This is a genomic window from Muribaculum sp. NM65_B17 (assembly GCF_004793735.1).
Lineage (GTDB): Bacteria > Bacteroidota > Bacteroidia > Bacteroidales > Muribaculaceae > Muribaculum > Muribaculum gordoncarteri.
In genome coordinates this window covers 1-12,849 of the sequence record NZ_SRYY01000006.1, presented here as the reverse complement: position 1 = coordinate 12,849, position 12,849 = coordinate 1, and the positions used below count along the sequence as shown (strand labels likewise).

Here is a 12,849-nt window from a genome sequence, read left to right as displayed (position 1 = left end):
CAATACCTTTGCACTCGATTTTTAACAAAACATTTTAATTAACGTTTAACATGAACCATTACGAAACCGTTTTCATTTTAACTCCCGTTTTGTCTGATGCTCAGATGAAGGAAGCGGTAGACAAGTTCAAGGCAGTCATCACCGACAACGCCGGAGCTATTGTCAACGAAGAGAACTGGGGACTGCGCAAGCTTGCCTATCCCATCCAGAAGAAGTCGACCGGCTTCTACACACTTTTGGAATTTGACGCAAATCCCGAAGTAATCAAGAAGCTCGAAACTCAATTCCGTCGCGACGAGCGCGTTCTGCGTTTCCTCACATTCCGTCTTGACAAGTACGCTGAAGAGTACGCCATCAAGCGTCGCAGCCTGAGAGCAGCAAAAAATAATGCATCACAAGAAGTAAAGGAGAACTAAGACATGGCACAAGCTCAATCAGAAATCCGTTATCTCACCCCTCTGTCGGTTGACGTTAAGAAGAAAAAATATTGTCGCTTTAAGAGAAGTGGCATCAAGTATATCGACTACAAGGATCCCGAATTCCTCAAGAAGTTCCTCAACGAGCAAGGAAAGCTCCTTCCCCGTCGCATCACAGGCACTTCGCTCAAGTTTCAGCGTCGCGTGGCTCAGGCCGTAAAGCGCGCCCGTCACTTGGCATTGCTTCCCTATGTAACCGACTTGATGAAATAATCTTTAACGTTAAAGGAGACAATACATTATGAAAATTATACTTAAAGAAGACATTAACAACCTTGGATACAAGGACGATGTCGTTGAAGTAAAGAGCGGTTACGGCCGCAACTACCTTATCCCCCAGGGAAAGGCAGTCATCGCAACCCCCGCAGCCCTCAAGGTTCTTGCCGAGGATCAGCGCCAGCGCGCCCACAAGCTCGCCAAGATCAAGGCCGACGCCGAGGCTGTTGCAGCTTCACTTGAAGGAGTAGCCCTCACCATCGGAGCAAAGACAAGCGCAACCGGCACAATATTCGGTTCAGTCAACGCTCTCCAGATTGCCGAGGCTCTCGAGAAGCTCGGTCACAACATCGACCGCAAGCTCATCGTTCTCAAGGAGAATGTAAAGGAAGTTGGTAAATACAACGCCACCATCAAGCTTCACAAGGAAGTTTCAGTTGAGATTCCCTTTGAAGTAGTAGCCGAATAATCGGAATTTGACATAACGCTCATCAGCGGAGATTGCACAATGTTGCAATCTCCGCTATTTTTTTTACCGCCATGCTGAACAAGCTAAGCAAGTTTTTACTATCTTAGCGGATGATTTAATGCACATAATAAATCAATGGCCTGGTATTACGCACTGCTAATCGCCGCCTACGTTGGCACCATAATAAGCCTCGTAGCCGTCGTGCTATCGGAAAATCGCAATCCGGTAAAGTCGCTCGCGTGGATAACGGTGCTACTGATGGTGCCGGTGCTCGGCGTCATCTTCTACATATTTTTCGGCCGAAGCCTGAAAAACACACGCATGATCACCCGGCGCAACCGCAGGCGACTGCGCAAGCGCGAGTCGTTTCGCAGCATCGACATCAACACCATGCCTTTCAGCGACGAGAGCATACAGCAGGTCAAACTGGGGCAAACCCTGTCGGGAGCTATATACTATCCCGGCAACAAAGTGGAGATATTCACCTCGGGCCACTCAAAATTCGATGCACTCATGGCCGACATCGAAAATGCGCGACAATACATACACCTGCAGTACTATATTTTCGACGACGACCGCATAGGCACCCGCATAGGCGAACTGCTCATGCGCAAGGCGCGCGAAGGGGTCAAGGTGAGGATAATATATGACCACATCGGCTCTATAAAGACCAAAAACAAGTTTTTCAAGCAACTTCGCGAAGCGGGCGTAATGGTCTATCCATTTTTCCGCGTGACATTCCCTCACTTCGCCACGCGCATAAACTGGCGCAACCACCGCAAAATAGTTATAATCGACGGCACCATAGGCTATATAGGCGGCATGAACATCGCCGACCGTTACATCTACGGCACCGGCGAAGGCCCGTGGCGCGACACTCATTTGCGCATAACAGGTCCTGCCGTAGGCGCGCTCCAATACTCATTTGCCGTCGACTGGAGCTTCATGGGTCAGCCGCTGCTTGAAGAAACCACCGATACCAACATTCCCGACGCACCGGGGTTCACATCGGGCATACAGATGCTAACGAGCGGCCCCACAAGCCATTGGAGCAACATCGCGATGATGTTCCACAAAGCCATAGCGGGAGCGAAACAGTGTGTCTACATCCAGACTCCCTACTTCCTGCCCACTGAGAGCCTGCTGCGCACATTGCAGACAGTGGCCTTGTCAAAAGTCGATGTGCGGCTAATGATTCCTGCCCGAAGCGACTCATCAATACTCACTTACGCCTCATTTTCCTACATCCAGGAGTGCCTGCGCTCGGGAATAAAGGTCTATCTCTACGAGCCAAGCATGATGCACGCCAAGACGGTGATTGTCGACGACGAGTTTGTGTCGGTAGGCTCCACCAACTTTGACTTCCGAAGCTTTGAATACAACTTCGAGAGCAACGTGTTCATCTACTCCCATGCCGTCAACAGCCGCATGCGCGAAATATTTCTGGAGGACCAGAAGAAGTGCATGAGGGTAAGCTCCAACCAGTGGCGCAAACGACCGGCGACACAAAAGATCAAGGAGTCGCTCGTAAGGCTGCTAAGCCCCGTACTTTAACCCGGTCTAACTTTTTACGCAATTTTTTTTCAGGAAAATTGTGGAACAACAATATTTTTTAGTACTTTTGTAAAAACTTGGAAATAATGGCAAGCGACCTGCAGCAAACACTTGACCGCATAAGCCGTAAAGCCCGATTGCTCACAGAACGCTACTCTATAGTTCTCAAAGAGAGAAACGAGGCACAGGCACGGATAGAAGAGTTGGAAACAACTGTTTACGACATGCGCAAGGAAATCGAAGAATTAAACCGCAGAGTCGAATATCTGACCATTGTCACTACCGCGATTCCATCGCGTAAGGATATTGAGATGAGTCGTGCCAAACTTTCCGAGTTAGTGCGGGAAATCGACAGATGCATCTCCGAACTAAGCGAATGATGCAATGAAAGATAAACTGAATATAACTATACGCCTTGCCGACCTCGACCCTATGGCCATGTCGGTGAAGCTTCAGGAGGAAGAAATCGTTCGTTCAGCCGAGTATAACGTGAATCTCGTCTGGAGCAAATGGATGGAAGCCTACAAAAAAAACAAGACTTCAAAGGAAGTTCTGGCCATGGTGGCCTATCAGTTTGCCAAGATGTACCTTGAGCAACGCCGACAGTCACAGGCCACCCAAGAAGTCCTGACACAATTTGAGGACGAACTCGACCAAATGCTTCTGAAGGTCGAATGATATAGTTATCTCAGCTCTATCCCACAGTATTAGAGCGTATTAACCTGCACTTACAATTGTCACCGCATTCCGCCGTGGATGTCGACAATTGAAGGTGCAATTTTTTTAACCATTTATTATATACCATTTTATGACATCGTTATTAATATACGTCTTAGTGGGCATAGCGGCGGCCGCCATAGGATTGGCGATAGGAGTGGCCATCCAGAAGTCATCGGCACGCAGCCAAGCCAAGACAATCATCGAAGAAGCGCAACAGGAATCGGAGATGATTAAGCAAAAGAAACTGCTCGAAGCACGCGAAGAAGAACTACAGATAAAAGCCGAAGCCGAAAAGCAAGCCAACCAGCGCTTGACCAAAATACAAGCGGCTGAAGCCCGAATCAAGCAGCGCGAACTGCAGCTTAATCAGCAGCAAGGCGACATAGCCCGCCGTCGCAACGAAAACGAAGCAATAAAGGCCAACCTTGACGCACAGGCACAAGTGCTTGAAAGCCAGAAGACCGAGCTCGACAAGCTCACCCGCACCGCCCAGGACACCCTGGAACACATATCGGGACTGTCGGCCGACGAAGCAAAGGAAAAATTAATCGAATCACTGCGTGACGAAGCCAAGACCGCAGCGGCCAGCTACATCAACGACATCATGGATGAAGCCAAGCTCACCGCCAACAAGGAGGCCAAGCGCATCGTAGTGCAGTCGATACAGCGTGTAGCCACTGAAACGGCTATCGAAAACTCGGTCACCGTGTTCCACATCGACTCCGACGAAATCAAAGGTCGCATCATCGGTCGCGAAGGCCGCAACATACGCGCACTTGAAGCCGCTACCGGCATTGAAATCATAGTCGACGACACACCCGAGGCCATCGTACTTTCAGGATTTGACCCCGTGCGCCGCGAAATCGCCCGCCTCGCCCTGCATCAGCTCGTGGCCGACGGCCGCATCCACCCCGCCCGCATCGAGGAAGTGGTGGCAAAGGTGCGCAAGCAGATCGAGGAAGAAATCGTGGAAACCGGCAAGCGAACCGCCATCGACCTCGGTATCCACGGATTGCACCCCGACTTGATTCGCCTCGTAGGAAAGATGAAATACCGCTCAAGCTACGGACAGAACCTGCTCCAGCACTCACGCGAAACAGCCAACCTGTGTGCAATCATGGCCTCGGAACTCGGCCTCAACCCCAAGAAGGCCCGTCGCGCCGGACTATTGCACGACATAGGCAAAGTGCCCGACGAGGAGCCCGAACTGCCCCACGCACTGCTGGGTATGAAGCTCGCCGAGAAATACAAGGAAAAGCCCGAAATATGCAACGCCATAGGCGCCCATCATGACGAAATCGAGCAGACAACACTGCTTGCTCCCATCGTACAGGTGTGCGACGCCATATCAGGCGCCCGTCCTGGCGCCCGCCGCGAAATCGTGGAAGCCTACATCAAGCGCCTCAACGACCTTGAGCAGCTTGCACTCTCCTATCCCGGAGTAATAAAGACCTATGCCATCCAGGCCGGACGCGAGCTCCGCGTAATCGTAGGAGCCGACAAGATCGACGATGTCGAAACCGAAAAGCTGTCGGCTGAAATCGCTAAGCGCATTCAGGACGAAATGACCTATCCGGGCCAAGTAAAGATAACCGTAATCCGCGAAACTCGTTCGGTAAGCTTCGCCAAGTAATCTTTCATTAAGAGAGTACTATGGCAAAAGAATTTGACGACAAATGCCGTCGCGAGTTGTCGGAATGTGACCGATGCTCCAAGTGCACGGAAGGCAATTGCAGCAGCAAATGCGCTCCGCGAGGCAAGTTGCATTGTTACAACTGGCTCGATGACATTCCCGGCGGATATGCCGACTTCGACATGGTCGAGGTCCAGTTCAAGAACACCCGAAAAGGGTTTTACAAAAACTCATCCAACCTGCAGCTCTCCATCGGCGACATGGTTGCCGTAGAAGCTTCGCCGGGTCATGACATTGGCATGGTGACGCTCACCGGACGCCTTGTGGCTATCCAGATGAAGAAGGCCAATGTGCGTCCCGATGCCGAAATACGCCGAATATTCCGAAAGGCAAAGGCCAACGACCTTGAAAAGTATGAAGAAGCCAAAGCCAAGGAGAACGACACGATGATACGTTCGCGCAAAATCGCCGAAAGCCTCAAGCTGAACATGAAAATCGGCGATGTCGAGTATCAAGGCGACGGCAACAAGGCGATATTCTACTATATCGCCGACGAGCGTGTCGACTTCCGACAGCTCATCAAGGTTCTTGCCGAAACATTTAAGGTGAGAATAGAGATGAAGCAGATCGGTGCCCGCCAGGAAGCGGGTCGCATCGGCGGTATAGGACCGTGCGGACGACCGCTGTGCTGCTCGAGCTGGATGACCAACTTCGTGTCGGTAGCCACAAGCGCTGCACGCTATCAGGACATATCGCTCAATCCCCAGAAACTTGCCGGACAGTGTGCCAAGCTGAAATGTTGCCTCAACTTCGAGGTCGACACCTATGTCGAAAGCGTAAAGCGCATGCCTTCGCGTGAAATCGCCCTTGAGACACTCGACAGCACCTACTATCACTTCAAGACCGATATATTCAAGCGTGAGATAACCTACTCGACCGACAAGTCGATGCCGGCCAATCTGGTGACGATAAGCGCCGACAGGGCATTTGAGGTGATCACAATGAACAAGCGCGGTGAGAAGCCCGAAAAGCTGGCGTTGGAGGACAACGAAAAGCCCAAGGCCCCCAAGGAGTTTGTCGAGCTTGTAGGACAAGACAGCGTAACCCGATTTGACAAGGCGAAGAAAAAGAAGCGCAAGAACAACAACAGCAACAACAATAACCAGCAACCCAATCAGCCCAAGGAACGCAGCAGGCAAGAAGGAAGCGAGCCCAAACAAGGACAGCAACAACAGCGCCAGCCTCGACCGCCGAAGCCCAACGGCAACCCCGGCAAGGAGGGAGGCAACAACCGGCAGCCAAGGCCCGACAACAACGGTCAACGCCAGCAGCCCAAGCGCGACAACAAGCGCAACGACAATCGCCAGCCGCAACGTGACGGCAATAACCGTCGCGACAACGGAAACAAACCGTCAACTCAACCGAGCAATGACACACCCGCTTAAAATACTTTCCATAATAGCAATAATGACATTGTGTCTGGGAGCATGCGTTCCCGGGCACAATGATTTTAGTGAATTCAGGAATCTGCCTGTCAAAGGCTGGATTTACGATGACACAGTCAAATTCGTCCCGTCAATCGAGGACTCCATAGCCACCGGGTTACTCACTGTGGCAATACGCCACAACAATGAATACGAGTTCAGCAACCTGTGGCTGGAAGTTACACGTAACACGCCCGAAGGCATTGTGCGACGCGACACGGTAAACCTTGAGCTCGCCGACATTTACGGTCGATGGCACGGCAACGGATTTGGCGCAAGCTACCAATACAGCGACACGGTGCAATATCCCGCGTCAATAATCAACGGTTCTCCGATAATGGTCAGACACATAATGCGTGTCGACACACTATGCGACATTGAACAAATAGGTATTACATTCGTTTCTCCTAAGAAATGACAACCACGGCCCATAGTTGGCCAAAAACCAAAATTCAATTATGGAATTACATGCATTGACCCCGATTGACGAAATCAACCTCCGCATTGCCAAGATACGCAGCGCCATGGCTCAACAGAACCTTGACGCCATTCTCATAACCGACAATGCCAACATATATTATGTTACAGGCCGTGTGATAAACGGCTATGTATACCTGCCGGCCGACGGTGATGTCACTTATTTCATCCGACGCCCAGTTGAGCTGAAAGGCGACAACATCCACTACATCCGCAAGCCCGAACAAATTGCCGAATACCTCGAGGCTAAAGGCATCGAGCAGCCGCGCAACCTCGGCCTTGAACTGAGCGTGACCGACTACATGACCGCCGAGAGGCTGTCGAAGCTGTTCCCATCCTCGACCATAAGCAATGCGTCGCAGGTTTTGCGTGTGTCACGCGCCGTCAAGACACCTTTTGAACTGGAAATGCTTCGCCGTTCGGGTGTGAAACACGCCATGGTCTATAAGCACATCCCCAACCTCTATCAGGACGGAATGAGCGACATAGAGCTGCAAATAGAGATTGAGCGCGCCTCGCGTCTTGAAGGGTGCCTCGGACAATTCCGCATAAGCGGAGGGTCGATGGAGCTTTTCATGTGCAACATTCTCACCGGTGAGAATGCCGACACCCCCACCCCCTATGACTTTGCAATGGGAGGCGGAGGTCTTGATCCGTCACTGCCCGTAGGAGCCAACGGCACGATAATAAAGCCCGGCATGACCGTCATGGTCGATGCCAACGGTAACTTCACCGGCTATATGACCGACATGACTCGTGTATTCTCGCTCGGCAATGTAGAGCCTCTCGCCTCCGAAGCCCATGAGTGCTCGATAAAGATATGTCGCGAACTTGAGAAACTCGGCATCCCCGGCACTCCGGCATCACAGCTGTATGAACGCGCAATCGAGATTGTGACGCAACACGGCCTTGAACACTATTTCATGGGCCATGCCCAGAAAGCAGGATTCATAGGTCACGGCGTGGGCATCGAGATAAACGAGCTCCCGGTAATAGCTCCACGCTCCAAGGACATCCTGCAGCTCAACAACGTGATTGCCCTTGAACCCAAGTTTGTAATCCCGCAGGTTGGAGCCGTAGGCATCGAGAACACCTACATCGTCACCGCAAACGGGCTTGAGCGCATAACCAATGCTCCCGAGCACATAATAAGTCTTGACTAACATCACCATTCAGTAAATGACCCCGTCACAGAAGATAGATACACCTCTCTTTCACTCAGTAGGCTCTATTGCCGATTCCATGAACCGCCAATGCTATGTCGTAGGCGGTTATGTACGCGACTTGTTCCTATGTCGACACTCCAAGGACATCGACTTTGTGACCGTAGGCAGCGGAATCGAGGTGGCCGAAGCTGTAGCCAGGCATCTCGGACGGGGAGCGCGATGTAACGTGTTCAAGAATTTCGGAACGGCGCAAGTGAAATTCCGGGACACGGAGCTTGAATTTGTTGGAGCGCGTCGCGAGTCCTACAGCCACGACAGCCGCAAACCCGTAGTTGAGGACGGCACTCTCGACGACGACCTGTCGAGGCGTGACTTCACTATAAACGCCATGGCAATGAGCGTAAACCGTGACAACTTCGGTGAGCTGATCGACCCCTATGACGGAGTAGGCGACCTCGACCGTCAGCTGATACGCACGCCCCTTGACCCCGATATAACGTTCAGCGACGACCCGCTGCGCATGATGCGTGCTATACGCTTTGCCACTCAACTCGGATTCACCATCTACGATGAAACATTCGAGGCAATAAGCCGCAATGCGTCACGAATCAAGATTATATCACACGAACGCATCGCCGATGAGTTGATGAAGATAATGTCGTCGCCTGTCCCCTCGATAGGCTGGACGCTCCTCATGAACTGCGGACTTCTCTCCTACATTCTGCCCGAACTTGAAGCGATGAAGGGAGTTGAAACGGTCAACGGCCGTGGACACAAGGACAACTTCTACCACACCCTTACCGTGCTCGACAACGTGGCACGCAAGAGCGACAATGTGTGGCTTCGCTGGGGTGCCCTGTTGCACGACATCGCCAAGCCCGTGACAAAACGATGGGACGGAAAATCGGGATGGACTTTCCACAACCACAACTTCATCGGGGCCAAGATGGTTCCGCGCATATTCAGGAATCTGCGACTTCCGCTCAACGAGAAGATGAAATATGTGCAGAAACTCGTAGAGCTGCACATGCGTCCCATTGCATTGGTCGAAGACGAAGTAACCGATTCGGCCGTAAGGCGATTGCTCTTTGACGCAGGCGACGACATCGATGAGCTCATGACACTGTGCGAAGCCGACATAACCTCCAAAAACCAGGTCAAGGTGCGACAGTTTCTCGACAATTTCGCACTCGTAAGGCACAAAATGGTGGAGTTGGAGGAAAAAGACCGCATCCGCAATTTCCAGCCGCCGGTATCGGGCGAGGAGATCATGGAGATATACGGCCTGTCGCCTTCACGCGAAGTAGGGCAAATAAAAGAGAGCATCAAGAATGCCATACTCGACGGGGTAATCCCCAACGAGCGTGACGCGGCCCTTGAATATATGCACCAAGTAGCCGCAAAAATGAATCTGCATCCCCTCAACCCTTAATATATAAACAAATGCTTACCGTATACTTTGCCGGAGGATGCTTTTGGGGCACCCAGCACTATTTCAAACAGATAAAAGGAGTTGTCAACACCTGCGTAGGATATGCCAACAGCACCATCCCCCATCCCACCTATCACGAAGTGTGTACGGGCATGACCATGGCCGCCGAGGGTGTGGAAGTTCAATACGATCCTGCCGTCGTGAGCCTCGAATTCCTAATCGAGCTATATTTCAAGTCGATAGACCCTACTTCGCTAAACCGCCAGGGTGGCGACAAAGGCACACAGTACCGCACCGGCATATACTACACCAACGCCGAGCAGCAACACATCATAATCGACACGGTAACCCGTCTTGCCAAGGATTACGACCGTCCTGTAGTCGTGGAGATAATGCAACTCAAAAACTTCTACCCTGCCGAGGAGTATCATCAGGACTATCTCGACAAGAATCCCGACGGATATTGTCACATCCATCCCGAGCGATTTGAGCTCGCCCGCAAAGCAAATATGCAGTAATCCGCTACAGTTCCGCCACTTACCTATATTGACGATACCGCCATCACTCCTATATCGGCGATTCTTCGCAAAAGGTATGTCGTGCTTCTAACTATTTCTTCATGGAAGCAATCCATTTTTCGATTTCGTTGACTGAGGCTCCGTTCAGGCGTCTGCCTTTCACGAAGTCGAGAGCGGGATATGCCGATTTGAGTTGTCGCACGCTTCCGTCAATAGAGGTTTCACCTGAAGTGCAGAAAGTCACTATTTTCTTACCTGATAGGTCGTTGGATTCAATGAATGTATTGACGACGCGAGGAGCTTGATCCCACCATATCGGATAACCGAGGTAAACAGTAGCAACATTATCAAGATTTACCTTGCCGTTCTTAATTGCCGGACGCGCGGATCGGTCATTCATCTCTTTGGTAGAGCGGGAATTATTGTCCTGCCAGTCAAGGTCGGCCGAGGTATAGGGTTGTTCCGGCTCTATACGATAGAGGTCGGCGCCGGTGACTTGCGATATCTTTTTTGCAATAGCCTCGGTAGTACCTGTTTCAGAGTAATAAACTATCAAGGCACTATTATTTTCCTTATCCATATCAGATATATTGTTGTTTTGGGCGCATGAGCTGAGAAATATTGAGCCAATCAACAGTAATGCGCAAATAAATCGATTCATCGTGATTCAAATTTGTTGTATTCTTCGTCGTTGACCGGTTCAAGCCATACGTTTTCGGTCTTCTCGCCGGGTATCTCAAAAGCGAGATGAGCAAACCATGAGTCCTTTGCGGCTCCGTGCCAGTGCTTTACGTTGGCGGGAATATGGATTACAGTGCCGGGAAGTATCTCCACAGCGGGTTTGCCTTCCTCCTGATACCAGCCTCGGCCGGCTACGCCTACGAGCATCTGACCGCCACACTTCTCAGCCTTGTGGATGTGCCAGTTGTTGCGGCACCCCGGCTCAAAAGTGACATTGAAAAAAGGAATCTGTTTAGTGGATATGGGAGCAAGATAGCTGTTGCCTGTGAAATACTTGGCGTAGGCCGTATTAGGCTCGCCAATAGGGAATATCATAGTGCGTGCAAAGACGGCTTTGGCATCATCGCCCTTAATGTCGTCGTTCCACACCTCTTTGGCGATATGGAACGCGGCCCACGCTTTAGGCCAACCGGCGTAAAAGGCTATGTGAGTGATGATTTCAGCAATCTCGGTGCGGGTTATGCCGTTCTGCTTCGCTGTAGTCAGGTGATATTTGAGCGAATTGTCGGTTATGCCCATCGATATGAGCGAGGTTATCGTCACGAGGCTGCGGTCGCGCAACGAAAGGAGGTCGTTGCGGCTCCATACCTCGCCGAAAAGTATGTCGTCGTTGAGATGCGCAAACTCCGGGGCGAAGTCGCCAAGCTGCTGACGGCCCGCAGTCTGTATTATTTTCTGTTGTGCCATAACGGGGATTAATGTCATTAATATTGAAACGATTGTAAAAAATATGCGATTCATTGTTGGTTTAAAAAGTTTGTCATATAAATCAGTTTTTTATCGCACTATCACTTACTTCATGTTACTCTTAAAAAATTGTTCTATCTCATCGTAAGGTATGACATCAAGATTGTCATAGAGGTCGGTGTGATTTGCTCCAGGTATAATCATAAGATGCTTGTTGTCGCCTTTGAGTCTTATAAACGCCTCTTCGCTGAAGTAGCGGGAATGAGCTTTCTCGCCGTGAATCAACAGCACCGGTGTAATAATATCTTCTATAAATGTGTCGAGGGGCGTGTTGATAAATGCCAGCGGCGTTGTCTTTGTCCATCCTGTGGAACATGCCGGAGCACGATCGATATATCCTCTTTCGGGCGACATGTAGAAGTCCCAGTAATCAAGCATAAACTGCGGCACATCGACCGGACGCTCTTTGGGGAAACCTCCTACATATTCCGGTTTTCCGGCGAGAGCATCGGCTGTACGCTGGGCGTTAATAGCGATCTTTGTCTTGAGCAAATCAGCGGCAGAAACAGGTGCAAACTGATAACCGTTGTGCATCTGCTCACTCATATTATACATTGTCGATGTCACGGTACCCTTGATGCGTGTATCAATAGCAGTCGCATTTAGAGCCATGCCTCCCCATCCGCAAATACCGATTATACCAATCCTATCGGCATCAACCTCCGGCAATGTCGCAAGATAATCTATAGCGGCCGAAAAATCCTCGGTGTTTATGTCGGGAGAAGCCGTGTTGCGGGGCTCACCGCCGCTCTCTCCCGTAAACGAAGGATCAAAGGCCATCGTCACAAAACCGCGCTCAGCCATAGCCTGCGCATATCTTCCCGACACCTGTTCCTTGACCGCGCCGAAAGGACCGGCAACAGCCAAAGCCGACAGCTTGCCGCTCATGCCCTCAGGTTCATAAATGTCGGCAGCCAGTTCGATGCCGAAACGGTTAATGAATGTGACTTTACGATGATTGACCTTGTCACTCTTCGGGAACTTCTTGTCCCATGCTTGCGTAAGTTTCAGATTATCCATATAGTTATTTTCGGTTTCTTTTGCTGTCAAAGTGCCGCATATCGACAATAATATGACAGCGGTAATTGCGAGTCTTATTTTCATGATTCAAAGTTAACCTCGTTGAAATTGCTATGAAAACCATAATTATGGGTTTTATGACAATATTGTCCTAAACGTTTTGGGCAAAAATAAAAATAGGAAGTAGTTACTAAGG

The 12,849-nt window shown here is 50.6% G+C and carries 15 protein-coding genes; 12 read left to right on the top strand and 3 right to left on the bottom strand.

Features of this window, described 5'->3' with window-relative positions; all coding sequences use genetic code 11:
- Positions 1 to 50 precede the first annotated feature (50 nt).
- The 12 genes from rpsF (at position 51) to msrA (ending at position 10,145) form a co-directional block, all read left to right on the top strand.
- On the top strand, positions 51 to 416 hold the full coding sequence (gene rpsF, locus E5354_RS10020) for a 30S ribosomal protein S6 (protein ID WP_123396154.1): 366 nt from the start codon (positions 51 to 53) through the stop codon (positions 414 to 416).
- A gap of 3 nt (positions 417 to 419) precedes the next feature.
- Positions 420 to 689 (top strand): 30S ribosomal protein S18, encoded by a 270-nt coding sequence (gene rpsR / locus E5354_RS10015; protein WP_068961324.1) that lies wholly within the window; start codon positions 420 to 422, stop codon positions 687 to 689.
- A 28-nt stretch (positions 690 to 717) separates the two neighbouring features.
- Positions 718 to 1,161 (top strand): 50S ribosomal protein L9, encoded by a 444-nt coding sequence (rplI, locus tag E5354_RS10010; protein ID WP_123396155.1) that lies wholly within the window; start codon positions 718 to 720, stop codon positions 1,159 to 1,161.
- Between the two features lie 135 nt (positions 1,162 to 1,296).
- Positions 1,297 to 2,715: a cardiolipin synthase gene (cls, locus tag E5354_RS10005; protein ID WP_135947385.1), complete on the top strand. Its 1,419-nt coding sequence runs from the start codon at positions 1,297 to 1,299 to the stop codon at positions 2,713 to 2,715.
- An 86-nt stretch (positions 2,716 to 2,801) separates the two neighbouring features.
- Positions 2,802 to 3,095, top strand: a complete 294-nt coding sequence (locus E5354_RS10000; protein ID WP_123396157.1) for a hypothetical protein — start codon at positions 2,802 to 2,804, stop codon at positions 3,093 to 3,095.
- A gap of 4 nt (positions 3,096 to 3,099) precedes the next feature.
- Positions 3,100 to 3,393, top strand: coding sequence for a cell division protein ZapA (gene zapA / locus E5354_RS09995; protein WP_123396158.1), 294 nt, complete (start codon positions 3,100 to 3,102; stop codon positions 3,391 to 3,393).
- Positions 3,394 to 3,523: 130 nt separating this feature from the next.
- Complete coding sequence (gene rny, locus E5354_RS09990; RefSeq protein ID WP_123396159.1) at positions 3,524 to 5,068, top strand: ribonuclease Y; 1,545 nt, start codon at positions 3,524 to 3,526, stop codon at positions 5,066 to 5,068.
- Positions 5,069 to 5,088: 20 nt separating this feature from the next.
- Complete coding sequence (ricT, locus tag E5354_RS09985) at positions 5,089 to 6,513, top strand: stage 0 sporulation family protein (RefSeq protein WP_123396160.1); 1,425 nt, start codon at positions 5,089 to 5,091, stop codon at positions 6,511 to 6,513.
- A complete protein-coding gene (locus E5354_RS09980) occupies positions 6,497 to 6,970 on the top strand; it encodes a gliding motility lipoprotein GldH (RefSeq protein ID WP_135947384.1) in 474 nt (157 codons plus the stop codon). The genes ricT and E5354_RS09980 overlap by 17 nt, the downstream gene beginning before the upstream one ends.
- 40 nt (positions 6,971 to 7,010) lie before the next feature.
- The gene (locus tag E5354_RS09975; RefSeq protein WP_135947383.1) at positions 7,011 to 8,192 is read left to right on the top strand and encodes a M24 family metallopeptidase; all 1,182 of its coding nucleotides are present in this window, start codon (positions 7,011 to 7,013) and stop codon (positions 8,190 to 8,192) included.
- Positions 8,193 to 8,208: 16 nt separating this feature from the next.
- Complete coding sequence (locus E5354_RS09970) at positions 8,209 to 9,627, top strand: CCA tRNA nucleotidyltransferase (RefSeq protein ID WP_135947382.1); 1,419 nt, start codon at positions 8,209 to 8,211, stop codon at positions 9,625 to 9,627.
- Positions 9,628 to 9,638: 11 nt separating this feature from the next.
- Complete coding sequence (msrA, locus tag E5354_RS09965) at positions 9,639 to 10,145, top strand: peptide-methionine (S)-S-oxide reductase MsrA (protein WP_135947381.1); 507 nt, start codon at positions 9,639 to 9,641, stop codon at positions 10,143 to 10,145.
- A gap of 91 nt (positions 10,146 to 10,236) precedes the next feature.
- On the opposite strand, the gene E5354_RS09960 is transcribed toward msrA, so the two are convergent.
- The 3 genes from E5354_RS09960 to E5354_RS09950 all read right to left on the bottom strand — a co-directional run bounded on the left by E5354_RS09960 (position 10,237) and on the right by E5354_RS09950 (position 12,740).
- Entirely contained in the window at positions 10,237 to 10,725 is a 489-nt protein-coding gene (locus tag E5354_RS09960; protein ID WP_246863794.1) for a flavodoxin, read from the bottom strand.
- Positions 10,726 to 10,802: 77 nt separating this feature from the next.
- Entirely contained in the window at positions 10,803 to 11,627 is an 825-nt protein-coding gene (locus tag E5354_RS09955; protein ID WP_135947379.1) for a carboxymuconolactone decarboxylase family protein, read from the bottom strand.
- A gap of 51 nt (positions 11,628 to 11,678) precedes the next feature.
- Positions 11,679 to 12,740: an alpha/beta hydrolase gene (locus E5354_RS09950; protein WP_370649245.1), complete on the bottom strand. Its 1,062-nt coding sequence runs from the start codon at positions 12,738 to 12,740 to the stop codon at positions 11,679 to 11,681.
- Positions 12,741 to 12,849 lie beyond the last annotated feature (109 nt).